25 protein-coding genes are annotated in these 22,810 nt (G+C 68.2%); 7 read left to right on the plus strand and 18 right to left on the minus strand.

Translation table 11 applies throughout. From position 1 onward, the window contains the following. Nucleotides 1–221: 221 nt before the first annotated feature. From O4N75_RS03485 to O4N75_RS03495, 3 genes are all read left to right on the plus strand, one after another. The gene (locus O4N75_RS03485) at nt 222–1,493 is read left to right on the plus strand and encodes a DNA recombination protein RmuC (protein WP_269627986.1); all 1,272 of its coding nucleotides are present in this window, start codon (nt 222–224) and stop codon (nt 1,491–1,493) included. Nucleotides 1,494–1,508: 15 nt separating this feature from the next. Continuing rightward, on the plus strand, nt 1,509–2,018 hold the full coding sequence (def, locus tag O4N75_RS03490; protein ID WP_269627987.1) for a peptide deformylase: 510 nt from the start codon (nt 1,509–1,511) through the stop codon (nt 2,016–2,018). Between the two features lie 61 nt (nt 2,019–2,079). After that, nucleotides 2,080–2,796, plus strand: a complete 717-nt coding sequence (locus O4N75_RS03495; protein ID WP_269627988.1) for a GNAT family N-acetyltransferase — start codon at nt 2,080–2,082, stop codon at nt 2,794–2,796. A gap of 151 nt (nt 2,797–2,947) precedes the next feature. Here O4N75_RS03495 and O4N75_RS03500 read toward each other — a convergent pair whose 3' ends face one another. After that, complete coding sequence (locus O4N75_RS03500) at nt 2,948–3,289, minus strand: hypothetical protein (RefSeq protein ID WP_269627989.1); 342 nt, start codon at nt 3,287–3,289, stop codon at nt 2,948–2,950. 90 nt (nt 3,290–3,379) lie between these two features. Here O4N75_RS03500 and fmt point away from each other — a divergent pair, with 90 nt between their 5' ends. Further along, on the plus strand, nt 3,380–4,306 hold the full coding sequence (gene fmt, locus O4N75_RS03505) for a methionyl-tRNA formyltransferase (protein WP_269627990.1): 927 nt from the start codon (nt 3,380–3,382) through the stop codon (nt 4,304–4,306). Next, nucleotides 4,306–5,043: a tRNA pseudouridine(38-40) synthase TruA gene (gene truA / locus O4N75_RS03510; RefSeq protein ID WP_269627991.1), complete on the plus strand. Its 738-nt coding sequence runs from the start codon at nt 4,306–4,308 to the stop codon at nt 5,041–5,043. The genes fmt and truA overlap by 1 nt, the downstream gene beginning before the upstream one ends. 128 nt (nt 5,044–5,171) lie before the next feature. Here the strand turns inward: truA and dapE are convergent, their stop codons facing one another. Continuing rightward, nucleotides 5,172–6,320: a succinyl-diaminopimelate desuccinylase gene (dapE, locus tag O4N75_RS03515; RefSeq protein ID WP_269629431.1), complete on the minus strand. Its 1,149-nt coding sequence runs from the start codon at nt 6,318–6,320 to the stop codon at nt 5,172–5,174. A gap of 182 nt (nt 6,321–6,502) precedes the next feature. On the opposite strand from dapE, the gene O4N75_RS03520 reads away from it, so the two are divergent. Continuing rightward, entirely contained in the window at nt 6,503–7,138 is a 636-nt protein-coding gene (locus tag O4N75_RS03520; protein WP_269627992.1) for a hypothetical protein, read from the plus strand. Nucleotides 7,139–7,148: 10 nt separating this feature from the next. On the opposite strand, the gene O4N75_RS03525 is transcribed toward O4N75_RS03520, so the two are convergent. The 15 genes from O4N75_RS03525 to O4N75_RS03595 all read right to left on the minus strand — a co-directional run bounded on the left by O4N75_RS03525 (nt 7,149) and on the right by O4N75_RS03595 (nt 21,386). Next, nucleotides 7,149–7,646 carry a hypothetical protein gene (locus O4N75_RS03525; protein ID WP_269627993.1) on the minus strand — a complete coding sequence of 166 codons (498 nt, stop codon included), beginning with the start codon at nt 7,644–7,646 and terminating at the stop codon, nt 7,149–7,151. 344 nt (nt 7,647–7,990) lie between these two features. After that, nucleotides 7,991–8,821, minus strand: coding sequence for a 2,3,4,5-tetrahydropyridine-2,6-dicarboxylate N-succinyltransferase (gene dapD, locus O4N75_RS03530; RefSeq protein WP_267233095.1), 831 nt, complete (start codon nt 8,819–8,821; stop codon nt 7,991–7,993). Then, nucleotides 8,821–9,483 (minus strand): pyrimidine 5'-nucleotidase, encoded by a 663-nt coding sequence (locus O4N75_RS03535; RefSeq protein WP_269627994.1) that lies wholly within the window; start codon nt 9,481–9,483, stop codon nt 8,821–8,823. The genes dapD and O4N75_RS03535 overlap by 1 nt, the downstream gene beginning before the upstream one ends. Next, a complete protein-coding gene (gene argB, locus O4N75_RS03540; RefSeq protein WP_269627995.1) occupies nt 9,480–10,394 on the minus strand; it encodes an acetylglutamate kinase in 915 nt (304 codons plus the stop codon). Before argB ends, O4N75_RS03535 begins: the two co-directional genes overlap by 4 nt. Before the next feature lie 137 nt (nt 10,395–10,531). After that, nucleotides 10,532–11,674 carry an acyl-CoA dehydrogenase family protein gene (locus tag O4N75_RS03545; RefSeq protein WP_269627996.1) on the minus strand — a complete coding sequence of 381 codons (1,143 nt, stop codon included), beginning with the start codon at nt 11,672–11,674 and terminating at the stop codon, nt 10,532–10,534. Nucleotides 11,675–11,764: 90 nt separating this feature from the next. Continuing rightward, nucleotides 11,765–12,415, minus strand: a complete 651-nt coding sequence (gene yihA, locus O4N75_RS03550; RefSeq protein WP_269627997.1) for a ribosome biogenesis GTP-binding protein YihA/YsxC — start codon at nt 12,413–12,415, stop codon at nt 11,765–11,767. Beyond that, nucleotides 12,412–14,226 carry a membrane protein insertase YidC gene (gene yidC / locus O4N75_RS03555; RefSeq protein WP_269627998.1) on the minus strand — a complete coding sequence of 605 codons (1,815 nt, stop codon included), beginning with the start codon at nt 14,224–14,226 and terminating at the stop codon, nt 12,412–12,414. The genes yihA and yidC overlap by 4 nt, the downstream gene beginning before the upstream one ends. A 12-nt stretch (nt 14,227–14,238) precedes the next feature. Further along, nucleotides 14,239–14,637 carry a ribonuclease P protein component gene (gene rnpA / locus O4N75_RS03560; protein WP_269627999.1) on the minus strand — a complete coding sequence of 133 codons (399 nt, stop codon included), beginning with the start codon at nt 14,635–14,637 and terminating at the stop codon, nt 14,239–14,241. 34 nt (nt 14,638–14,671) lie between these two features. After that, complete coding sequence (gene rpmH, locus O4N75_RS03565) at nt 14,672–14,806, minus strand: 50S ribosomal protein L34 (RefSeq protein WP_056017364.1); 135 nt, start codon at nt 14,804–14,806, stop codon at nt 14,672–14,674. Nucleotides 14,807–14,882: 76 nt separating this feature from the next. Then, nucleotides 14,883–15,632, minus strand: a complete 750-nt coding sequence (gene map / locus O4N75_RS03570; protein ID WP_269628000.1) for a type I methionyl aminopeptidase — start codon at nt 15,630–15,632, stop codon at nt 14,883–14,885. A 16-nt stretch (nt 15,633–15,648) separates the two neighbouring features. Continuing rightward, the gene (locus O4N75_RS03575) at nt 15,649–16,626 is read right to left on the minus strand and encodes an NADPH:quinone oxidoreductase family protein (protein ID WP_269628001.1); all 978 of its coding nucleotides are present in this window, start codon (nt 16,624–16,626) and stop codon (nt 15,649–15,651) included. Beyond that, on the minus strand, nt 16,607–17,659 hold the full coding sequence (locus O4N75_RS03580; RefSeq protein ID WP_269628002.1) for an alpha/beta hydrolase: 1,053 nt from the start codon (nt 17,657–17,659) through the stop codon (nt 16,607–16,609). Before O4N75_RS03580 ends, O4N75_RS03575 begins: the two co-directional genes overlap by 20 nt. A gap of 5 nt (nt 17,660–17,664) precedes the next feature. Further along, nucleotides 17,665–18,288 carry a TetR/AcrR family transcriptional regulator gene (locus tag O4N75_RS03585; protein ID WP_269628003.1) on the minus strand — a complete coding sequence of 208 codons (624 nt, stop codon included), beginning with the start codon at nt 18,286–18,288 and terminating at the stop codon, nt 17,665–17,667. Nucleotides 18,289–18,407: 119 nt separating this feature from the next. After that, nucleotides 18,408–19,325, minus strand: a complete 918-nt coding sequence (locus O4N75_RS03590) for an SDR family oxidoreductase (RefSeq protein ID WP_269628004.1) — start codon at nt 19,323–19,325, stop codon at nt 18,408–18,410. A 126-nt stretch (nt 19,326–19,451) separates the two neighbouring features. Further along, nucleotides 19,452–21,386: a methyl-accepting chemotaxis protein gene (locus O4N75_RS03595; RefSeq protein ID WP_269628005.1), complete on the minus strand. Its 1,935-nt coding sequence runs from the start codon at nt 21,384–21,386 to the stop codon at nt 19,452–19,454. A 238-nt stretch (nt 21,387–21,624) separates the two neighbouring features. Between O4N75_RS03595 and O4N75_RS03600 the strand changes: the two genes are divergently transcribed. Beyond that, nucleotides 21,625–21,933, plus strand: coding sequence for a hypothetical protein (locus O4N75_RS03600; RefSeq protein ID WP_267232094.1), 309 nt, complete (start codon nt 21,625–21,627; stop codon nt 21,931–21,933). A gap of 73 nt (nt 21,934–22,006) precedes the next feature. Here O4N75_RS03600 and O4N75_RS03605 read toward each other — a convergent pair whose 3' ends face one another. Then, nucleotides 22,007–22,810 (minus strand): DUF72 domain-containing protein, encoded by an 804-nt coding sequence (locus O4N75_RS03605; protein ID WP_269628006.1) that lies wholly within the window; start codon nt 22,808–22,810, stop codon nt 22,007–22,009.

Raw genomic sequence — 22,810 nt, forward strand, 5'->3', positions numbered from 1 at the left:
CGGCGCTTTCAGAAAATGTGATGGGTCTGGCACAAAATCGCTTGTTGTTTTGTGCGTCGCACCGTATATGTTCGAACTGTGAGGCGGCGCTGCCGCTTCTGCCCTTCCTGGGCGTTTCCTCCCTAATGAACTGCCGGGCCTTCGGGTCCGGCTTTTTTTTGGCCTGAGGCCTGGGACTCGCGAAACTATCGGGTCCGGCCGACTCCGTGTAGGAACGGAGCATGAACCTGGACGCCATTCTCCTCGCCGTGCTGGCCGCCTTGCTGGCGGCCATTCCCGCTCTCGCCTGGGCGCTGATGGAGCGGGGGCGCGCCAATCGCGCCGAGGCGCGGGCCTTTGCGCTGCAGGACGCCGCCGCCCGCCTGCGGCTGCTGGAGGAGCAGGAGGCCAAGAACTCCGCCTTTCTGCAGGCCCAGGCCGCCGCCGCCATCGCCGAGCAGGTGATGAAGCGCGCGGACGAGACCTTCCATAATAGAGAGCAGCTCGCCCAGGCGCGGCTCGAGGCGCAGCTGAAGCCCGTCGCCGAGACCTTGGCCAAGTTCCAGGAGCAGGTGGTCGCCGTCGAGAAGACCCGCGCCGAAGAGACCGGCGGGCTGAAGGAGCAGATCAACCAGCTGATGCAGGCGTCCAGCGCCACCCAGGCCGAGGCGCGCAAGCTGTCTGCGGCGCTGCGTCGCGGGGCGGGCGTCCAGGGGCGCTGGGGCGAGCAGACCCTGCGCAACGTGCTGGAGGCGGCCGGCCTGCACAATCGCTACGACTTCGACGAGCAGACCTCGACCGACAGCGAGGAGGGCCGCCGCCGCCCCGACGTCACCGTGCGCCTACCGGGCGGCGCGGTGTTCGTCATCGACGCCAAGTGCTCGCTCAACGCCTTCCTCGAAGCCCAGGACGCGCCCGACGAGGCCGGCCGCGAGGCCGCCTATCTGCGCCACGCCCAGAGCGTGCGGGCCCACATGCAGGGCCTGTCGGCCAAGGCCTACTGGGATCAGTTCAACCAGGGCTCGCCGGACTTCGTGGCCATGTTCATCCCCGGCGACAGCTTCCTGGCCGCGGCGCTGGAGCGCGCGCCCGAGCTGATGACCGAGGCCATGGACCGCCGGGTGCTGGTCGTCACCCCGACCACCCTGTTCGCGCTCTGCAAGGCGGTGGTCTACGGCTGGCGGGTCGAGGAGCAGGCCGCCAACGCCCAGGAGATCTCCAAGCTGGGCCGCGAGCTCTACAAGCGGATCTCGGTGATGGGCGCGCACGCCGGTTCGGTCGGCAAGGCGCTGGAGGCGGCGGTCAGCCGCTACAACCAGTTCGTCGGCTCGCTGGAGACCCAGGTGCTGACCCAGGCCCGTCGCTTCGAGGACCTCAAGGTCGATCACGAGGGCAAGGAGTTGCCGGAACTGGCCCCGGTGGAGACCGGAATTCGCCCGCTGGCCAAGCTCGCGGCCGACCCCGACGCCCCCGAGAGCGGCCGCCTCGCCGCCTTGACGGCGAAGGGGCGCTGACCTACCTGCGTTTTTATGGCTATCCGTGAAATTCTCGTCGTTCCGAACCCGGTCCTCAAAGAGGTCTCGCAACCCGTCGCCAAGGTGGACGACGAGCTGCGCGCGCTGATGGATGACATGCTGGAGACGATGTACGACGCGCCCGGCATCGGCCTGGCCGCGATCCAGATCGGCGTGCCCAAGCGCGTGATCGTCATGGACATCGCCGGCCCTGACGAGGAGAAGGCCCCGCGCTACTTCGTCAATCCCGAGATCGTCTGGAGCTCCGAGGACACCGCCCCCTATGAGGAAGGCTGCCTGTCGATCCCGGACATCTATGACGAGGTCGAGCGCCCGGCCCGCGTGAAGCTGAAGTACCTGAACTATCAGGGCGAGGAAGTGGTGGAGGACGCGGACGGGCTGTTCGCCGTCTGCATCCAGCACGAGATGGACCACCTCGAAGGCGTGCTGTTCATCGACCACCTGTCGCGCCTGAAGCGCGACCGCGCCGTCGCCAAGGTCAAGAAGCAGGCCCGCGCGGCCTGATCCGTCATCGGGGTTCGCTCATATGGACCTCGACTGGACCCTCACTCTCTTTGACGCCGAGATGCGGGCACGTCCCGCGGCCGCGCCCGGCACGAAGGTGGAGCGCCTCGGCGCGCTCGTCCTGCTGACGGGCGCCTTCAACTATGTCTCCTCATGGGATCTGCGCGCCGACACCGTGCAGGCCGCCGTGCGGGACTGCGCCGCGCATTTCCGGGCCCTGGGCGAAGAGCTGCTGTGGCGGGTCTACGACCACGACGAGCCGTCTGGGCTGTCCGCCTGCCTGGCTGACGAGGGCTTTCAACCGGACCCGTCCGGAACCCTGATGTTCCTGGACCTGGACGACGCGCCCGTCATGGCGCCCATCGCCGGCGCTGAGGTGCGGCGGGTGCGCACCCTCGAAGATCTCGACGACTTCATCCAGGCCAACGGTCGGGCGTTCGGCCAGGAAGAGCCATGGCAGAGGGCTGCGTTCGGCCAGCAGCTGGGCGATCCCGATTTCGTGCTCTTCACGGCCTATGCGCAGGGCCAGGCTGCGGCCTCCGCGCGGCTGGAGATGGCCGACGGCCGCCCCTTCGGCCTGCTGTTCGGCGGCGGCGTGGTCCCGGCCTATCGCGGCCTGGGCCTTTATCGCACCCTGGTCGCCGCACGCGCGGCCGCGGCCAAGGCGCGCGGCCTGCGCTACCTCAGCATCGAGGCCCGTGACACCAGCCGGCCCATCCTCGAGCGGCTGAGCTTCGTTCCAGCGGTTCGCGAGGTCACCTGGGTGCTCCGCCCCTAGCGCCGACGCGCTTGCGGGAATGATAGGTGAGCGCCAGCGCGATGCAGTGGGCGACCACGTCTTCATCCAGCTGCGCCTCGATGTCGCTGGTCTGTTGCATCGCCCAACATCGCGCCTGCCCGAGCTGGACGCCCAGGCAGGCGCGAGGCCGTTAGTGCTTGTCCGGCGCGGTCGCGTCGTGGACCGCGGCCTTGGCGTCCTTGGCCACGCCGGTGGCGGCGGCCTTGGCGTCAGCGGCCGCGTCCTTGGCCGCGACGCTGGCGTCGGCGGCGGCGGCCTTGGTGTCGGCGGCGACGGTTCCGGCGGCGGCCTGGGCCTCGGCGGCGGCCTTGTCGGCGGCTGCCTTGGCGTCAGCCGCGGCCTTGTCGGTCGCCGCCTTGGCGTCGGCGGCGGCCTGATCGGCCGTGGCCTTGGCCTGGTCCTGGGTGGCCTGCGAACAGGCCGAGAGGGCGAGGCCCGAGGCGACCAGGGTGACGATCATCAGATTACGCATGGATTGGTTCTCCCTTCCCGAGTGCTTCTCAGAACGGCGAAGCTTGCCTGAGGTTCCTAAATTCATCCGTCATCGTTACATGCACCCCTGATGCGCATCGCCTTTCTCGGAACTCCGGACTTCGCCGTCGCCGCCCTCGCCGCCTTGGTCGAGGCTGGGCACGAGGTCGTCTGCGTCTACTCCCAGCCGCCCGCGCCGCGCGGGCGCGGCCAGACGCTCAAGCCCTCGCCGGTCCATGCCTATGCTCAGGAGCGCGGCATCCCCGTGCGCACGCCGCTCTCCATGCGCGACCCCGCCGAGATCGAAGCCTTCGCGGCGCTGCAGATCGACGCCGGCGTGGTGGTGGCCTTCGGCCAGATCCTGCCGGCCGCGGTGCTCGACGCGCCGCGCCTGGGCTGCTTCAACCTGCATGCCTCGCTGCTGCCGCGCTGGCGCGGGGCCGCCCCCATCCAGCGGGCGATCATGGCCGGCGACGAGGTCACCGGCGTCGAAGTCATGCAGATGACCGAAGGCCTCGACGAAGGTCCGGTGCTGGCCTCGGAGACCGTCCGCATCGACGCCCTGGAGACCGCCTCGACCCTGCACGACCGGCTGGCCGCCGTCGGCGCCGGCCTGCTGGCTCGGACCATGGCCGCGGTCGAGCGCGGCGAGGCGAGGGCCACGCCCCAAGCGGAAGCGGGACTGACCTACGCCAAGAAGATCCGCGCCAAGGAGGCGCGCATCGCCTGGACCAAACCGGCCGTGGAGGTCGACCGCAAGATCCGCGGCCTGTCGCCGTTCCCCGGCGCCTGGTTCGAGCTGCCGACCGACAAGGGCCCGGTCCGGGTCAAGGCGCTGCTCTCGCGCCTCGAGGACGGCCAGGGCGCGCCGGGCCAGGTGTTGGACGACGCGCTGCTGATCGCCTGCGGCGAGGGCGCGGTGCGCCTGTTGCGGGTCCAGCGCGAGGGCAAGGGGCCACAGGACGCCGAGACCTTCCTGCGCGGCGCCCCCGTCGCGTCCGGGACCGAGCTGGCCTGATGCCGCGCTACAAGCTGACCATCGAGTACGACGGGCGGCCCTACAAGGGCTTCCAGGCCCAGGACGACCTGCCGTCGGTCCAGGGCTCGATCGAGCGCGCGGTGAAGGCGTTCAGCGGGCAGACCCTGCGCCTGCAGGCGGCCGGCCGCACAGACACCGGCGTCCACGCCACCGGCCAGGTGATCCACATCGACCTCGACAAGGAATGGCGGCCCGAGGTCGTGCGCGACGCGATGAACGCCCACCTCGTACCCGAGCCGGTCGCCGTGCTGGACGCCGAAATCGCGGTCGGCGACTGGCATGCGCGTTTCTCGGCGACCGAGCGGCGCTACATCTACCGCATCCTCAACCGCAAGAGCCCGCCGGCCCTCGACCAAGGTCGGGTCTGGCACGTCAAGAAGCCGCTGGACGCTGCTGCGATGGACGCTGCCGCCCGCCAGCTGATCGGCCACCACGACTTCACCACCTTCCGCCACATGCAGTGCCAGGCGAAGTCGCCGATGAAGACGCTCGACGTCGCCCGCGCCTGGCGCGAGGGCGAGTACGTGCTGCTGGAGTTCGCCTCGCGCTCGTTCCTGCATCGCCAGGTCCGCTCGATGACCGGCACCCTGGCCGAGGTCGGCGTCGGCCGCTGGGCGCACGACGATGTCGCCGCTGCGCTGGAGGCTCGCGACCGCAAGGCCTGCGGCCCCGTCGCCCCTGCCGACGGCCTCTATCTGACCGGCGTGAAGTATTGAGGCCCTAAGATCCTCCCCCTCTGGGGGAGGTGGCTCGGCGCGTAGCGCCGAGACGGAGGGGGCCTGCGGAGTTGGAAATCCCCCCAAGTCGGCTGCGCCCACAGCCCCCCAGGGGGGAGCATCTGGAGTCACCCGAACGTCGCGAAATACCGTTCGATCAGCCGCTCATAGACCTTCTGCAGGTCGTGGATCTCCTGCACCGGCGCGCGCTCGTCGACCGCGTGCATCGTCTTGCCGACCAGGCCCAGCTCCACCACCGGGCAGAGCGCGCGGATAAAGCGCGCGTCCGAGGTGCCGCCGGTGGTCGACAGCTCCGGCGCCGCGCCGGCGACGTCCTGCACCGCGGCGGCGACGACGTCGGTGAAGGCCCCCGGCTCGGTCAGGAACGCCTCGCCGCTGATCACCGGCTCGACGGTGATGGTCCCGGCGAATCCGTCCCGCGACTTGGCGGCCTCGGCCTCGATCCAGGCGGCGAGCTCCCCGCCCTTGTGGGCGGGATTGAAGCGGATGTTCAGCCGCGCCTTGGCCTGGGCCGGAATGACGTTGGTGGCGGCGTTGCCGACATCGACCGTGGTGACTTCCAGGTTCGACGGTTGGAATCCGGTGTAGCCGTCGTCCAGCACGTGGTTCTGCAGCCGCGCTAGCAGGTCGATCAGCACTGGGATCGGGTTGGCCGCGCGGTGCGGATAGGCGACATGGCCCTGGCGGCCGTCGACCGTGATCCAGGTGTTGATCGAGCCGCGGCGGCCGATCTTGATCATGTCGCCGAAGGTCTCGGCGCTCGACGGTTCGCCGACCACGCAGTGGTCGATGGCCTCGCCCTCGGCGGCCAACGCCTCGACCACCATCTTGGTGCCGTGGGTCGCCACGCCTTCCTCGTCGCCGGTGATCAGGAACGACAGCGAGCCCGACACCTGGCCGGCGGCGATGGCCTTGGCCGCGGCGGCGGCGAAGGCCGCGACTGCGCTCTTCATGTCCACCGCCCCGCGGCCGATCAGCATCCCCTCGACGATCTCGGCGGCGAAGGCCTGGCGGCTCCAGGCCGCCGCGTCGCCGACCGGAACCACGTCGGTGTGGCCGGCGAAGCAGAGGTTCGGGCGGGCGGTCCCATAGCGAGCGTAGAGATTCTCGATCTCGCCGAACTTCATCCGCCGGCAGGAAAAGCCCAGGTCCTCCAGCGTCCGCTGGACGATGTCCATGGCGCCTTCGTCGGCGGGGGTCACCGACGGGCGGCGAATGAGTTCCTGGGTCAGGGCGACGGGATCGAGCTGCGGCATGGCTCGCTGGTAGCGGCGAGCGTCGCGCGGGGCAATGGCGTTGAGTCGCGCGGGCGTCAAGTCGCCGCGCCCGGAATGGGTAGCTTAATGAAAGCTTACCCACCCGATATGGGAAGTAACTGTATCGACCTGGGACGCCCCTTCAAGAACTATGCCTTATCCGCTCACGGAGACGGCGAACGATGTTCAATTTTTTCAAGCAAAAAGCGTCGTTGGCGTCTGCAGAGACGGTTGTCGATATCATCGACATTCTTGAGCGCGGAGGAAGTGTCCGAGGATCTCAACTACCGCCTCAGATATTCATGCCCAAGGCGGAGCATCAGGTCTCGGCCAGCGATCACATCTATTTTGCGGTTCGTTCGGTCGCCGCCGACAGTCGCCAGCATGTGTTGCAGTACGCCTTCGTCGATGATCGCGGCAACGTGGTGCTCAGCGCCTTCGTTCGGTCGAGCGGCGCCACGGCGCTTTACGGCGGCGTTTGCAGCGAGGACCTGTCCGTCGATCCGATGGAGGAGGCGGCGTTCACCGGCCTGGCCATGAAGCTTTGCCGGGGGGCGACCTTGGTGGCGTTTCATCGGGTTCTACAGGGCGGCCTGCTGCCCCAGGGCTCGCTGGCCGCGGCGAGCGGCGCCGAGTGCGCTTGGCGGCGGTTCCAGGCGGTGGCGCGGCGCAAGGGCATCGGCCTGTCGCGCCGCGAGCCGCTGGCGCTGAACGATTGCCTCGAGAAGTTGGGCATGGCGCCGCTCGAGAGCGAGGACGCGGCGCTTCGCGCCCTCGCGATCCGCAGGCTGTGGCGCCGGCTGGACGATCTCGAATAGGGGAGCGCGGTCAGCGCTCCGTCCGCACCGCGTCCCAGAACAGCGGCTTGAGGTCCGTGAAGAACTGGTCGACGTCGTAGCCTTCGCCGAGGGTGAACAGGCCGTCCGGCTCGCGCACCAGCAGACCGCGCTCGACCAGGGCCAGCAGCTTGCGCCGCGTCGTTTCGCGCGGGATCTGGGTGATGTCGGCCAGACTAAGGGCGTTGAGGCCGCGCCGTCGGCGGAAGGTCGGCGGCGGGCGCGGCCCGCGCGGCAGCGACTCCGACATCTCGGCCAGCAGGAAGACCAAGTATAGCAGGTACTGGTCGAGATCGCCGTCGAAGCGCGAGCGGATCTTGATCAGGGTCGCTGAGAGGTGGCCGCCCCAGCGGTAGAAGAACCGCATGGCGTCCTGCTCCAGATAGCCGGATGCGGGCTCGGTCCAGTTGGCGGTTTCGTGGTCTGAGCGCTCAGTCGGCAGAACGTCTGAGAAGGCTTCGACGGCGGCGATGGATAGCGCTTGGCTCATGGTTCGGGCGCTCCATTAAGGTTAATTTCAGTCGACCCCAGTCATCGCCGGCAAAATTCAATATCCTGTAATAACAACGGGCTCCGAACTCGCCGCGTGTCGCGTTAGGGATATTGATGTTGTCTGCTTTCTGATGCTCGCGTCACTGGAGAAGCTAGCTTTGGTGAAGTATCGCGAGAAGCGAATGCTATAGTTAATTGCGCATTAGCCCCGATCTTGGGGCCTTTTCCTGTGGATGAGGGCGCGGGCCTGACCCAAAATGAAACGCCCCGGCCCGCATAGGCGCGGCCGGGGCGTGTGAAGAGCGGCCCTGCACGTGCGTGCGGGGCGAATCACCAAGAGAATCAGTCGCGAAGCAGCTCGTTGATCGAGGTCTTGGAGCGGGTGCGCTCGTCGACGGTCTTGACGATGACCGCGCAGTTGATCGAGGGCAGGCCTTCGCCGAACGGGCTCGGCATCGAGCCGGGCATGATCACCGAATAGGGCGGGACCTCGCCCTGGAACACTTCGCCGGTCTTGCGGTCGACGATGCGGGTGGTCGAGGTGATGAAGGTGCCCATCGACAGCACGCTGCCTTCGCGCACGATCACGCCCTCGGCGACTTCCGAACGGGCGCCGATGAAGCAGTTGTCCTCGATGATGGTCGGATTGGCCTGCAGCGGCTCCAGCACGCCGCCGATGCCCGCGCCGCCCGACAGGTGCACGTTCTTGCCGATCTGGGCGCAGGACCCGACCGTCGCCCAGGTGTCGACCATCGTCCCCTCATCGACGAAGGCGCCGATGTTCACGAACGAGGGCATCAGCACGGTGTTGCGGGCGATGAAGGCGCCGCGGCGGACGACGGCGCCGGGCACCGCGCGGAAGCCGGCGGCTTCGAAGCGGGCGGCGTCCCAGCCGGTGAACTTGGACGGCACCTTGTCCCAGTAGGGGCCGGGGGCCGGCGCATCCATCAGCACGTTGGCGTTCAGGCGGAAGGACAGCAGGATCGCCTGCTTGGCCCACTGGTGGGTGGTCCACACGCCGTCCTCGCCGCGCGAAGCGACGCGCAGGGCGCCGCTGTCGAGGCGGCTCAGGGTTTCGTCCACGGCCTCGCGGACCTGGCCCTTGGTGGCGGTGTTGACGCCGTCGCGGGCTTCCCAGGCGGCTTCGATCACGGACTTCAGGTCATCGGACATCAGGCGGTTTCCTTCAGGCGCGCCGAACTCAGGAACGGCGTCAGCTTCTCGGTGCGGTGGTGGACGAAATCGGCGGTGGAGGCGAGCGCGCGCGAGCCGACCAGCACCGTGGTCATGCCCAGGTCCGCGGCCGGATGCAGGTTGCGCTCGGAGTCCTCGAAGAAGGCCGTGCTGGCCGGCGTCAGGCCGTGGGCGTCGATCATCCGTTGGAAGCCCAGCGGGTCGGGCTTGGGCGCGAAGCCGAACGAGTGGATGTGGAACACGTCGTCGAACAGCCCGCGCAGGTTCAGGTGCGCCAGCACCCGCTCGGCGTGCTTGTCGTCGGCGTTGGTGAAGATCAGCCGACGCCCCGGCAGCCGCGCGATGGCGGCCACCAGTTCCGGGTCCTTGGCCAGCAGGTCCAGCGACAGGTCGTGGAACAGGGCGTGGAAGTCGGCGGGATCGACGCCATGGTGCAGCATCAGCCCCTTCAGCGTCAGGCCGTGTTCGGCCAGATAGTGCTTCTGCAGACTGTAGGCGGCGTCATGCTCAAGCCCCGTGACCTTGGCCACGAAGGCGGTCATGCGGCTCTCGACGCCCTGCATGAACCCGGACTCCTCAGGGTAGAGGGTGTTGTCCAGGTCGAACAGCCAGGTGTCGATATGCGTCAGGTCCGCGGTCATGCGCGGATGAGCGTGCCCGAGCCGTGTTCCGTGAAGAGCTCGGTCAGCATCGCATGCGGGCGGCGGCCATCCAGGATGACCACGGCCTCGACGCCGGATTCGACCGCGGCGATCGCGGTCTCCAGCTTGGGGATCATGCCGCCGGTGGCGACGCCCGAGGCGATCGCCTCGCGGGCCTCCGCCAGGGTCATCTGGCGGATCAGCTCGCCGTTCTTGTCCAGCACCCCACGCACGTCGGTCAGCAGCAGCATGCGCTTGGCGTTCAGCGCCCCGGCCAGGGCGCCGGCGACGGTGTCAGCGTTGATGTTGTAGGTCTCGCCTTCCACGGACACCCCGATCGGCGCGACCACCGGGATGTAGTCCTCTTCGGCGTAGATCAGCGCCTCGATCAGCTTCGGGTCGATCCGGGTCGGCTCGCCGACGAAGCCCAGGTCGACGACCTGTTCGATCTGGCTGTCGGGGTCCTTCTTGGTGCGGTGCGCCTTCTCGACGGTGATCAGCCGGGCGTCCTTGCCCGACAGGCCCACGCCGCGCACGTCGGCCTCGGCCCCGGCCAGGGTGATCCAGTTGGCGATCTCCTTGTTGATGGCGCCCGACAGCACCATCTCGGCGACCTCCATGGTGGCCTCGTCGGTCACCCGCAGGCCGTCGATGAAGGTCGACTTCACGCCGGCCTTGTCGAGCATCCGCGAGATCTGCGGCCCGCCGCCGTGCACCACGACCGGATGCACGCCGAGCATCTTCAGCAGCACCGCGTCGGCCGCGAACAGCTTGGCGACGCTCTCCTCGCCCATGGCGTGGCCGCCGTATTTGATCGTCACGACCTCGCGGTCGTAGATCTGGATGTAGGGCAGGGCCTCGGCGAGGGTCTTGGCGGTGGCCCAGCCCTGTTCTTCGGCGTCGTCGGTCAAGGTCGCAACCCTCCAGGAGCCGTCCGCGGCTCCGCCACACTAAGCCAGGCGCGAAGGCTCGCGCGCTGTGGGGGCTCCGATAGCGGACCTGCGGCCCCCTGTCACCGCCTGGAGGGCCGGAGTCGGGTGCGCGGCCCTCAGATCGACCGGGCGACCACTTCCTTCATGATCTCGGACGTGCCGCCATAGATCCGCTGGACCCGCGCGTCGCGCCACAGCCGGGCGATCGGATACTCGTTCATGTAGCCGGCCCCGCCGTGCAGCTGCAGGGCGATGTCGCAGGCCTCCCATTGCAGCTCAGTGTGGAACAGCTTGGCGGCCGAGGCTTCGGCGGCGTCCAGCTTGCCGGCCACGTGGCGGGCGATCGCCCAGTCCAGGTGCGCCCAGCCGGCCTGCAGCTTGGCCTTCAGGGCCGCCAGGGTGAAGCGGGTGTTCTGGAAGTCGAAGATCGACTGGCCGAAGGCCTTGCGCTCCTTGGTGAATTTCACCGCCTCGTCGAAGGCGCGCTGGGCGCCGGCCTGGCCGGCGATGGCGATCTGCAGCCGCTCCTGGGCCAGCTGGTTCATCAGGTAGGCGAAGCCGCGGCCTTCCTCGCCCAGGCAGTTGGTGATCGGAACCCGCACGTCGTTGAAGAACAGCTCGGAGGTGTCGGCCGAGTTCTGGCCGACCTTGTCCAGGTTGCGGCCGCGCTCGAAGCCCGGGGTTCCGCGCTCGACCAGGATCAGCGAGATGCCCTTCGAGCCCAGGCTGGGGTCAGTCTTGGCGACCACGATCACCACGTCGGCGTTCTGGCCGTTGGTGATGTAGGTCTTGCTGCCGTTGAGGACGTAGTGGTTGCCGTCGCGGATGGCCGTGGTCTTCACGCCCTGCAGGTCCGAACCGGTGCCCGGCTCGGTCATGGCGATGGCGGTGACGATTTCGCCCGAGACCATGCCCGGCAGCAGCCGCTGCTTCTGTTCTTCGGAGCCGTAGTTGATGATGTAGTCGACGGTGATGTCCGACTGCAGGGTCACCCCGGCCGACGAGCCGGCATAGGACAGCTCCTCGCCGATCACCGCGTTGTAGCGGTAGTCGAGGCCCAGCCCGCCGTACTCGGCCGGAACCTGCGGGCAGAGCAGTCCCGCCGCGCCGTACGCCTTCCAGAACTCGCGATCGACGATGCCGTCCTCTTCCCAGCGGTCGAGGTGCGGGTAGAGCTCCTTGTCGAAGAACTTGCGCACCTGGTCGCGGAACAGGTCGAGGTCGGCGTCATAGGCCGTGCGGGCGGCGGTCGAGAGCATGGTGGCGGTCCTGGGCGTTTCCTTCCCGCCGTTGTTCCATGGACATCCGGGCCCGCAAAGACTGACCCCGCGTCAGCGCGGCGTCGCGACCTAAAGCGTGATCTCGCAGGCCGACATGATCTCGGCCCGCAGCTCCGGGATGCCGACGCCCTTTTCGGACGAGGTGGCCAGCACCCGCGGGAACGCCGCCGGGCGCTTCCGGATCGCCGCCTCGGTGCGCAGGCGCACCGCCTCGACCTCGGCGGGCTTCAGCTTGTCGGCCTTGGTCAGGATGATCTGGTAGGAGACCGCGGCCTTGTCGAAGGCGGCCATCGGCTCCTCGTCCACCGCCTTCAGGCCGTGGCGGGCGTCGATCAGCAGATAGGCGCGCTTGAGGTTGGCGCGGCCGCGCAGGAAGTCGCGGCCCAGGTTCTGGAACTTCTTCACCTCGACCTTCGAGGCCTTCGCCCAGCCGTAGCCGGGTAGGTCGACCAGCCGCAGCCGCTCGTCCAGCATGAAGAAGTTCAGCTCGCGGGTGCGGCCCGGCTCGTTGGAGGCGCGGGCCAGGCCCTTGTGGCCGACGAGAGCGTTGATCAGCGACGACTTGCCGACGTTCGAGCGGCCGGCGAAGGCGACCTCGGGCAGGTCGCCCGGCGGCAGGCCGTCGATCGAGACCGCTCCCATGAGGAAGCTGGCCTGCCGAGCGAACAGCACGCGCGCGGCTTCCAGTTCGTCCTCGGAAAAGAGCGGATCCTGGCTCACCCGACTTCCTTCGGCTTGCCGGTGACCTTGGCGATGATCTGGTCGATCGGATTGTCGACCTTGAACCGGCGCATGATCACGTACTGCTGCAGGATCGTCAGCACGTTCGACCACGTCCAGTAGATCAGCAGGCCGACCGCGAACGGCGCCATGATGAAGGTGAACATCACCGGCATGAACTGGAAGATCTTTTGCTGGATCGGGTCCGGCTGCGGCGGGTTCATCGCCGTCGAGAGGTACATGGTCACGCCGTACAGCAGCGCCATGGGACCAAGGTGCAGCAGGTCGGAATTCAGGATCGACCCGATCACCGGCACGGTCGCCGGGTTGTAGGGCAGCAGGCCGAACAGGTTCCAGATGGTCAGCGGGTCCTTGGCCGACAGGTCCTGGATCCAGCCGAAGAACGGCGCGTGACGCATTTCGATGGTGACGGTCAGCACCTTGTAGAGGCCGTAGAAGACCGGGATCTGGACCAGCATCGGCAGACAGCCAGTCAGCGGGTTGATCTTCTCGCGCTGGTACAGGGCCATCAGCTCCTGCTGCTGCTTGGCCGGATCTTCCTTGAACTTCGTGCGCAGCGCTTCGACCTGCGGCTGCACCTTCTTCATCTTGGTGAGCGACTCGTAGCTCTTGTTGGCCAGCGGGAAGAAGATCAGCTTCACCGCCACGGTCAGCAGCAGGATGGCGATGCCGAAGTTGCCGACCTTCTGGAAGATGAAGTCCAGGAACATGAACATCGGGCGGGTGATGAACCAGAAGTTCCCCCAGTCCACGGCCATGTCCAGGTGCGGCACGCCGAGCTTGGTCTCGTATTCCTTCAGCAGCGGCACGGTCTTGGCGCCGGCGAACAGGCGGGTGACCTCGGTGACCTGCTTGCCGGCCGGGATGATGTGCGGACGACCGACATAGTTGGCTTCATAGATGTCGGCGGCGAGCGACTTGGTCACCCGATACTGGCTCTGGATATGTTCCTTTTGATCGGGGATCAGGGCGGTCAGCCAGTACTTGTCGGTGATGCCGGTCCAGCCGCCGACGGACGACACGTTGAGGCCGCCCTCCTTCAGCCACTTGGCGTACTTCAGCTGGCGCAGTTCGCCGCCCAGCCAGCCGATCGCGCCCTCGTGGACGATCTGGTTGCGTCCCAGCTCGGCCGGCACGCCCTGGCGCTGGACCGAGGCGTAGGGGGCCAGGGTCACCGACCCGGCGCCGGTGTTGGCCACGGTGTCGGTCACCGTGAACATGAACTTGTCGTCGACCTCGAGCTTGCGCGTGAAGGTCAGGCCCTGGCCGTTCGAGGTGCGCAGCACCAGCGGCTGGCCGGGCGCGAGGGTCGAGCCCTCGACCACCTGCCAGACGGTGTCGGCGTTGGGCAGGCCGGGCAGGTTGGCCCCTGTCCAGCCGAATTCGGCGAAGAAGGCGTACTTGGCGCCCTCGGGGCGCAGCAGCTCGACCGGCGGCGAGTCCTTGGCCACCGCCACGCGGTAGTTCTTGAGGAACAGGTCGTCGATCCGCGCCCCGCGCAGCGAGACCGAGCCGGCCAGGGCCGGCGTCGCGATCGGCGCGCGCGCGCTGGCGGCGGCGGCGTCCTGGCGCGACACCACGACCGGGCCGGGCTTGGCGCTGGGCGCGCCGGGCAGGGCCGGCGTCGCGCCCGAAGCGGCCTGCACCTCGGCGGCGGCGGCCTTCTGGCGCGCGGCCTCGGCGCTGCGCTTCTTGGCGGCCGGATCCAGCACGAAGAACTGGTAGGCGATCAGGATCAGAACCGCGCTGACCACGAAGATGATCGTGTTGCGGTTGTTGTTCTCTTGCATGGGGACGCGCGCTCAGGCGGAAGAAGAAGGGGCGCGCTGCGAGGCGCGGGATGGGCTGTCGCTTTCGGCCGCGAGGCTTATCAGCGCGGTTTTCACATCGTCAAGCAAACGCGGCCACGCCCGGGTGGGCGCGCCGTTGCGAGCGATCAAAACATAGTCAAAGCCGGGCTTGCCGAGTTGCGGCAAAATCGCCTGCGCGGCGGCGCGCATGCGCCGCTTGGCGCGGTTGCGCACGACGGCGCCGCCGATCTTGCGGGTGGCGGTGAAGCCGACGCGAATGACGGGGGAATCGTCGGCCCGGTCACGGGCCTGCATCACCACCGCGCCCTCGGCGTGCGAAGACGCCCGCGCGGCGGCGAGAAAGTCCGAGCGCTTCTGAATGCGTTCGATGACTTTTGGGGCGTCGGTCATGCCGACACCTTAGGCTCCAAGACGCGGATGCGTCTTAGGCGGTCAGGCGCTTGCGGCCCTTGGCGCGACGGCGAGCCACGATCTTGGCGCCGTTCTTCGTAGCCATGCGCGCGCGGAAACCGTGACGGCGTGCACGCACCAGTCGGGACGGTTGGAAAGTCCGCTTCACGAGATCAACTCCGGTATAAAATTGAGCGGCGGTTCCTAAGGGGTGCAGGGAGAGGAGTCAACCTTCTCCCGTGTTTTCAGGCCGCCAAGGTCAAGATAATCGGTCCGCGACGGGTCGCGACCAGGGTATGTTCGTATTGGACGGTCGGTTCGTGGCCCGGCGGGGTCAGGGTCCAGCCGTCGTCGCCCTCCTCGACCCAGTCGGCGCCGAGCGACAGGAACGGCTCGATGGTGAACACCAGGCCCTCGTGAATCCGGCGGCGGTCGCCCGGCTCCCACCAGGTCGGAATCTCGGCCGGTTCGTCGTGCAGCGAGCGCCCCACGCCGTGGCTGGCCAGGTTGGTGACCAGCGAGTAGCCGTTCTTGTCGGCGAAGCCCTGGATGGCCTTGCCGACCTCGTTGAGCTTGACGCCCGGGCGCACGGCGCGGATGCCGGCCCACATGGCGCGGCGGCCGTCGCGGCACAGCCGCTCGATGTTCGGCTTGACCGGCGGCACCGCGAAGCTGGCCCCGGTGTCGCCGAAGAAGCCGTTGAGCTCGGCCGAGACGTCGATATTCACCAGGGTCCCGGCCTCGATGCGCCGATCGTCGGGAATCCCGTGCGCGCAGTCGGGGGCGACCGAGATGCAGGTCGCGCCGGGGAAGTTGTAGGTCAGCTCCGGCGCCGAGCGGGCGCCCTCCAGCTCCAGCATCCGCCGGCCCAGCTGGTCCAGCTCGCGGGTGGTGATGCCTGGCTCCAGCGCCTTGCCCATGGCCTCCAGGGTCCGCGCCACCAGCCGGCCAGCGGCCTTAAGGCCCTCGAGTTCGTGTTCGTGTTCGACGGTCATGAACCGAATATATAGCTCAGAGGTCGGGCCGCACGATGGTTTTGCCGACCACCTTGCGCTCGGCCAGCGAGTCGAAGGCCGCGCGCCAGTCGCTCAGCGGGTACTCGTGGTCGACCCGCGGCTTCATCTGCGCCGCCAGGTCCCAGATCGCGGCCTGGTTCTCGCGGCCCTTCTCGGGGAACTGGCGGCCGTATTCGCCGGCCCGCACGCCCATCACCGAGAAACCCTTGATCAGCGCCATGTTGACGGGCAGCACCGGCAGCCGGCCCGAGGCGAAGCCGACCACCAGCAGGCGGCCGTCGAAGGCGATGCAGCGGGTGCTCTCGTCGAACACATCGCCGCCGACGGGGTCGTAGATTACGTTCGCGCCGCGTCCGCCGGTGATCTCCTTGACCTTCTCGCGGAAGCCGCCGGTGACGTTGACGACGGCGTCGGGACGATACTCGCGCTCGACGATGGCCAGTTTGTCGTCCGAGGCCGAGGCCGCGATCACCCTGCAGCCGAGGTGCTTGGCGAGGTCCACCGCCGCCAGGCCGACGCCGCCGGCCGCGCCGTGCACCAGCACCCACTCGCCGGGCTGCACCGCCGCGCGGCGGACCAGCGAGACATAGGCCGTCAGATAGGCCGTCGCGTACCCTGCCGCCTGGCTGAACGACAGGCCCTCGGGCTTGCGGCGCAGACCCGCGGCGGGGGTGACGGCGTATTCCGAGAATCCCCCGACCCGCGCCCCGCCGACCACCGGCTCGCCGATCTGGAACTGCTCGACACCCTCGCCCAGGGCGCTGACCTCGCCGGCGATCTCCAGGCCGGGAATGAAGGGGAGCGGCGGCTTGTGCTGGTACTCGCCGCGGGTCTGCAGCAGGTCGGGAAAGTTCACCGCCGCGGCCCGCACCCTGACCTGCACCTCGCCGGGGCCCGGGGCAGGGGTCTCTATCTCCTTCAGCACGCAGCCGCCGTACTCAGGCTTCAGTTCCTCAACCAGCAGCGCGCGCAATACGTCCCTCCAGACCTTCGCGGACCAGGCCCGCAACCTCCCGACACGCCACGTCGGCGCAGGGGACTACGCCGGTGAAGGCGGTGAACCCGTGGGCCATGGCGTCATAGCAGCGATAGATCACCGGCACGCCGGCGCCGCGCAGGCGCCGCGCATAGGCCTCGCCCTGGTCGACCAGCGGGTCGAAGCCGGCGGTGACCACGACTGCGGGCGCCAGCCCGGCGAGGTCGGCTTCACGGATGGGCGACAGCCGCGGATCGGCGGGATCGGCGCCCAGGCCCATATAGTGCCCCATGAACCAGTCCATCAGCGGCCGCGACAGCGGGAACGCCTCGGCATAGGTGGTCATCGAGGCGCTCTGGCTGGCGACGTCGACGCACGGATAGATCAGCAGCTGCAGGGCTGGCTGGGGTTCGCCGGCGCGGGCCAGCTCCTGGCAGATCACGGCCGCGAAGTTGCCGCCCATCGAGTCGCCGCCGATCACCGCCTGGCCGCTCGGCGCGCCGAACTGCGCGGCGTGGTCGCGGACGTACCTGTAAGTCGCCAGGACGTCCTCTAGGCCGGCCGGGAACCGATGCTCGGGGGCCAGCCGGTACTCGACAGAAACCACCGGCGCCCGGGTCACCTTGGCCAGGATGCCGCAGAAAGCGTGGCTGGTCTCTAGGTCGCCGATCACCCCGCCGCCGAAGTGGGCGAATACGATGGCCGGCGCGTTCGGGTCCGGCCGCTCGGGCCGGTAAAGGCGGGCCGGAATACTGCGGTCCGGCGCCGGGATGGTCAGCGGCTCGACGCGCACGCCGGGCTCCGGACGGCCGCCATAGACCCGGGCGCCCTCGGCGCTTGTCCGGCGGGCCTCCTCAGGCGACAGCGAGGTCATCGCCGGCATGCGCGCGGCCTGGGCGGCCATGAACTGGAAGCGCGGATCCAGCGTGCGTCCGCCGCGATAGACAGCCGCGCCGCCGGACATCAGGCGCAGGATCGGCGAGGGCAGCGACAGCAGGGTGCGGGCAAGCGTGCGCTGGAGACTCGCCACCCCGGCTATCCTTCGGCCTGCCGCAGGCCGTTGAGCCCGCCCTGGATCATCGCCACGGCGAAGGCGGTCGCGCCCTTGGTGTCGATCGGGCGGCGGGCCAGCATCTTCTCGCCGACGTCGCGGGCGATGGCGATGCAGGCGGCCGCCAGGTAATCGGGGTCGGTGGAGCTCGCCTCGCCGTCGTTCATTTCCTCGACGATGGCCGCGCGCACCTCCTCGAAGACCGCGGACATCTCCGGGGTCTCGCCATGCACGTGCGGCTGGGTCTCTCCGGCCGGGCGCTGGCTCAGCCAGCTCTTGTGGGCGTCGGCCAGGAACAGGAAATAGGCCTCGATCGCCGCATGGACGAACTCTTCCCAATTGGCCGACTGCGCGCGCTGGGCCTTGAGCAGCGGCGCGAACTGCCGCGCCCCTTCGCTGGCCAGGGCCAGGTACACCTCATCCTTGGATTTGAAGTAGTTGTAGAAGGTCCCCGCGGCCAGGCCTGTCCCGCGGATGATGTCGCGCACCGTGGCGGTCTCGTATCCGAGGTCCCCGAACACCTTGCGGGCGGCGTTGAGGATGGCCTGCCGGTTGGCGACCTTGGTCAGTTCGCGCTTGCCGGCGGGAAGATAGGCGGCTTCGGACATCTCAGGCCTGACTCGGAAAGGTGACGCCCGTCATATTACGACCAGGGCGAGGCGGAAGCCAAGCTGCCGAAACGCTCCGGGTTCGGAGCAAGCGGCTCTCGGCTGCCAAGGGCCCGTGCTCACACCGTCCGGGCGGCGCGGTCCTTGGCGTTGGTGGTCTGGATCGCCTCCCGGGCGGCGGCCCATTCGGCGTCGCCCCAGCCGGCCAGGCGCGAGAAGTTGCCCCCAGAGGCCTGCCAGGCGGCGCCGTCGATGGCGATGGTCTGGCCGTTCACATAGGCCGACAGCGGGTGCAGCAGATAGACCGCCAGATTGGCCAGTTCGCGCATCTCGCCGACCCGGCCCATGGGGTTGCCGCTCATGTCGGAATAGGCGCCGCCCGTTTCCTGGCTCTGGCCGGGGTTGAGCCGTGCGCTCATGCCTTCGGTCGGGAACGGGCCCGGAGCGATGTTGTTGAACCGGATGCCGTGCTGGCCCCACTCGACCGCCAGCGACTGGCTCATGGTGGCGATCCCGGCCTTCGACATCGCCGAGGGCACGGTGAACGGCCCGCCGTTCCAGATCCAGGTGGTCAGGATCGAGATCACCGAGGCCCGCCGCCCTTCGGCGATCCAGCGCTTGCCGCACTCCAGGGTGACGAAGAACGAGCCGCGGAACACGATGTTGGCGATGGCGTCGAAGCCGCGCGGCGACAGGTCCTGGGTGCGGCTGATGAAGTTGCCGGCGGCGTTGTTGACCAGCCCGCTCAGCGCCCCGCCGTCGGCCCAGATGACGTCCAGCATCTCGGCGATCGCCTCCGGCACGCGGATGTCGCAGGCTAGGCCCACGCACTTGCCGCCATGGGCGTCCATCAGCTCACGGGCGGTCGCCTCGACGACCCCGCCGCGGCGACCGCAGATATAGACCTCTGCGCCCAGGATCAGCAGCGCCTCGGCCATCACCTTGCCCAGGCCCGTGCCGCCGCCGGTGATCAGGATCCGTTCGCCGCTCATCAGGCCCGGCTTGAACATCAGGTCGTCGGCGGTGAACTGGGCCATGGCGTTTCCTCCCGTGCGCTGCGGGAACTGCACGCGGCCTGACGCCGCGTCGGTCAAGCGGGACGGGCGCAAAGAAAAAGGGGCCGCCTCGCGGCGACCCCTTCGTTCCTGGACGTCTTCTTATCCTTAGAATTCTTCCCAGCTGTCCTCGTCGGCGTGGGCGGCGGTCGCCAGGGCCGTGGCCCCGCGGGTGGCCGGGCGCGGCGCGGGTTGGTGGGCGCGCGGGGCGCCGACCGTGCGGGTGGCGGTTTGCACGCCGCCGCCAGTGACCTTGAAGCGGGCGACCAGCCGGGCCAGTTCCTGGGCCTCGTCGGCCAGCACGCGGCTGGCGGCGGTGGACTGCTCGACCATGGCGGCGTTCTGCTGGGTGACCTGGTCCATCTGGTTGACCGCGGTGTTCACCTGGCCGAGGCCGAGGGCCTCTTCCTTGGCGCTGGCCGCGATCTCGCCGACCACGTTGGAAATCTCGCCGACCTGGCGGACGATGCGCTCCAGGGCCTTGCCGGTCTCGCCGACCAGGCTGACGCCCGAGGCGACCTGCTGGCTGGAGGCGCTGATCAGGGTCTTGATCTCCTTGGCCGCTTCGGCCGAGCGCTGGGCCAGGGCCCGCACTTCCGAGGCGACGACCGCGAAGCCGCGGCCCGCTTCCCCGGCGCGGGCGGCTTCGACCCCCGCGTTCAGGGCCAGCAGGTTGGTCTGGAAGGCGATCTCGTCGATCACCCCGATGATCTGGCTGATCTGCTTGGCCGAGCTCTCGATCTGGCCCATCGCCTCGATGGCGCGGCCGACGACCAGGCCGCCTTCTTCGGCGTCGGTCTTGGCGGCGGCGACGGCTTCACGGCCGTGGCTGGCGCCTTCCGAGGTCTTGTTGACCGTGGCGGTGATCTCGTCCAGCGCCGCGGCGGTTTCTTCCAGGGTCGCGGCCTGATGCTCGGTGCGGCGCGACAGGTCGTCGGCCGAGGTGCTGATCTCGCCCGCGCCCGACTGGATCGAGGCGGTGGCCCCGGCGATGGCGCCCATGGCTTCTTCCAGCTTGGCCGAGGCGGCGTTGAAGTCGTCGCGCAGCTTGCGGTAGTCGCCTGGGAACTCGGCGTCCAGGCGGTAGGTCAGGTCGCCGGCGGCCAGGCTGTCGAGGCCGCGGGCCAGCGAGTTGACCACCATCGCCTGTTCCTCGGCGATGGCCGCGGCGGCTTCGGCGTTCTGGCGGCGGGTGACCTGGGCGGCGGCCTCGGTCTGCTCGTGCTCGACGCGCAGCTTTTCCAGATGCAGCTGGTTGTCGCGGAACACGGTCAGCGACGAGACGATCGCGCCGAGTTCGTCCTTGCGGGCCAGCTTGTCGAGATCGATCGAGCTGTCGCCGCGGGCCAGGGCCTCGGTGGCGCCGGCGATCTGCTTGACGTCGCGGCGCAGCATCATGGTCAGCGCCCAGGCCAGGGCCCCGGCGATCAGCAGCGTCGCGACGGCGGCGACCATCTGGATCATCTGGGCGGTCTGCGAGCGCTGCTCGCTGGCCTTGGCGTTGGCGTCGGTCAGCGCGTTGTTGGCGGCGACGATCTTGTTCAGCGTGCCGGTCATGTTCGCGTATTCCTGCTCGAACGGAGCGGCGAACCCGGCGGCGGTGCCGAAATCGGTGGTGATCATGGCCGCGATGACGTCCAGCGCGTCGCGGGTCTGCTTCAGGGCCTTGATCAGCTCCTGGAAGGACTTTTTCTGAGCGGCGGGGGCCTTGGCCTCCATCGCCTGGACTTCCTTGGTGATGGCGTCGACCTCGGCCAGCAGTTCCTGGCTCTCGCCCTCGATCTTGTCAGTATCGATCGAGGCGGCCTGATGGGTCAGCAGGAAGTAAAGCTCGCCGTGAACGGCGGTGATCCGTTCGGAGACCTTCTGCAGCTGCAGGCTGTTGGGCAGATCAGTATGCACGACCTGCTTCAGGTCGGCCGACTGGCCACGTTGGATAATGACCGCGCCGCCGGCCGTCAGGGCCAGCATCACCAGAGCGAAAGCAGGTGCAAAGCCGATCTTCGCGATCAGCGGCAGGTCGACGAGCCTAAAGCGCATCACCAAAGTTTCCCCCGACTAGGTAGTATCCTTAGCTTCACAATGACGGGAGGTTGCTAACCAATTGTCACTGGAAATCCGCATTTTCCCGACTTCACGTGCGCAATAGATATAAAGACACGACAATTGTGATTGTCGCGTTTACTTGGGATTAACCAAATCTAATTCTCGGCCATCAGATTCTTTTAACCTGAATGCCTCATACAGGGTCTGCGTCCGTTATCTAGAAAGGAGTGGGGCCATGAAGAATCTCATCAAAATCGGCGGCGGTGTCGCCCTCTGCCTGGCGTTTGCCGGCGCGTCGGCTGCGGCTGATTTCCAAGAAAGCATGTCGAAGTGCCTGACCAAGCACGCCAACACCCGCGACGCGGCGGTGGTGATGCTCGAGTGCAACGCCACGGCGGGCAAGCTGTCGGGCTGTAAGGTCCTGGAAGACAGCAAGGCCGGCAAGGGCTTCGACAAGGCCGCCCTGTGCGTGGCCGACGCTCTGCCGATGGGCTCGAAGACCGGCGTCGTGAAGGTGCCGATGCGCTTCCCCGGCGGCGCGTAAGCACCGCAACAAGAATTCGCATTCTTGCAGATCCCGCCCTCGGCCTCGGCCGAGGGCGTTTTGCGTTATGGGGCTAGCGATTGACGCGCTTCAGCAGTTCCTGCGCCGCCGCCGGGGCGCGGACCTTCCCTTCGTGAATAAAGAACACGAAGGTCTCGTGCGGGCCTTCCGCCGGCCCGGTGCGGTCGATGGGCGGAAGATCGCCGGGAACGCGCCCTTGCGAGTATTCGCCGAAGCGCTCGGCCCAGGCGTCCAGGTCTTCGGCGACGTAGCCGGTCTCGATCTTGTCCGAGCCCATCAGCAGGCGCGAATAGACGAAGTCGGCGGTGATGTCGGAGATCAGCGGATAGTTCTCGTTCTCCGACACGCAGATCGCCACGCCCCGCTCGCGGCACATCCTGACGAACTTCGGATCGACGAAGCTGGCGTTGCGGACCTCGACGCAGTGGCGCAGCTTCAGTCCGCCGTGGGTCTTGGGCAAGAGGTCGAGGAACCCGCCGAAGTCGGCCTCGTCGAACTTCTTGGTCGGCATGAACTGCCAGAGGATCGGGCCTAGCCGGTCGCCCAGCTCGACGATCCCCTGGTTCAGGAACTTGGCCACGGAGTCGCCGGCCTCGGCCAGCACGCGGCGATTGGTGCAGAACCGCGAAGCCTTCACCGTGAAGACGAAGCCGTCCGGCGTGGCCGCCGCCCACTTGGCGAAGGTCTCCGGCTTCTGGCTCGAATAGTAGGTGGAGTTGATCTCCAGCGAGGTGAGATGGCGACTGGCGTAGGCCAGCTCGTCCGCATGCTTGAGGCCCTGCGGATAGAAGACCCCGCGCCATGGTTCGAAGGTCCAGCCCCCGATCCCGGCCCGGATCTGACCTGCCTGCGCCAT

The sequence above is a fragment of the Phenylobacterium sp. NIBR 498073 genome, from assembly GCF_027286305.1.
Classification (GTDB): Bacteria; Pseudomonadota; Alphaproteobacteria; order Caulobacterales; family Caulobacteraceae; genus Phenylobacterium.

Coding starts and splice junctions, on each gene's coding strand:
- def (WP_269627987.1), top strand. CDS start 1,509: ATGGCTATCCGTGAAATTCTCGTCGTTCCGAACCCGGTCCTCAAAGAG.
- O4N75_RS03495 (WP_269627988.1), top strand. CDS start 2,080: ATGCGGGCACGTCCCGCGGCCGCGCCCGGCACGAAGGTGGAGCGCCTC.
- map (WP_269628000.1), bottom strand. CDS start 15,632: ATGACCGTCGAACACGAACACGAACTCGAGGGCCTTAAGGCCGCTGGC.
- O4N75_RS03485 (WP_269627986.1), top strand. CDS start 222: ATGAACCTGGACGCCATTCTCCTCGCCGTGCTGGCCGCCTTGCTGGCG.
- O4N75_RS03520 (WP_269627992.1), top strand. CDS start 6,503: ATGTTCAATTTTTTCAAGCAAAAAGCGTCGTTGGCGTCTGCAGAGACG.
- truA (WP_269627991.1), top strand. CDS start 4,306: ATGCCGCGCTACAAGCTGACCATCGAGTACGACGGGCGGCCCTACAAG.
- O4N75_RS03545 (WP_269627996.1), bottom strand. CDS start 11,674: ATGCTCTCGACCGCCGCCCGCACGGCCTATGACGCCGACCTCGACCTG.
- rnpA (WP_269627999.1), bottom strand. CDS start 14,637: ATGACCGACGCCCCAAAAGTCATCGAACGCATTCAGAAGCGCTCGGAC.
- O4N75_RS03585 (WP_269628003.1), bottom strand. CDS start 18,288: ATGTCCGAAGCCGCCTATCTTCCCGCCGGCAAGCGCGAACTGACCAAG.
- O4N75_RS03605 (WP_269628006.1), bottom strand. CDS start 22,810: ATGGCGCAGGCAGGTCAGATCCGGGCCGGGATCGGGGGCTGGACCTTC.
- O4N75_RS03590 (WP_269628004.1), bottom strand. CDS start 19,325: ATGGCCCAGTTCACCGCCGACGACCTGATGTTCAAGCCGGGCCTGATG.
- O4N75_RS03600 (WP_267232094.1), top strand. CDS start 21,625: ATGAAGAATCTCATCAAAATCGGCGGCGGTGTCGCCCTCTGCCTGGCG.
- dapE (WP_269629431.1), bottom strand. CDS start 6,320: ATGCCGCAGCTCGATCCCGTCGCCCTGACCCAGGAACTCATTCGCCGC.
- O4N75_RS03525 (WP_269627993.1), bottom strand. CDS start 7,646: ATGAGCCAAGCGCTATCCATCGCCGCCGTCGAAGCCTTCTCAGACGTT.
- O4N75_RS03500 (WP_269627989.1), bottom strand. CDS start 3,289: ATGCGTAATCTGATGATCGTCACCCTGGTCGCCTCGGGCCTCGCCCTC.
- O4N75_RS03535 (WP_269627994.1), bottom strand. CDS start 9,483: ATGACCGCGGACCTGACGCATATCGACACCTGGCTGTTCGACCTGGAC.
- dapD (WP_267233095.1), bottom strand. CDS start 8,821: ATGTCCGATGACCTGAAGTCCGTGATCGAAGCCGCCTGGGAAGCCCGC.
- yidC (WP_269627998.1), bottom strand. CDS start 14,226: ATGCAAGAGAACAACAACCGCAACACGATCATCTTCGTGGTCAGCGCG.
- fmt (WP_269627990.1), top strand. CDS start 3,380: ATGCGCATCGCCTTTCTCGGAACTCCGGACTTCGCCGTCGCCGCCCTC.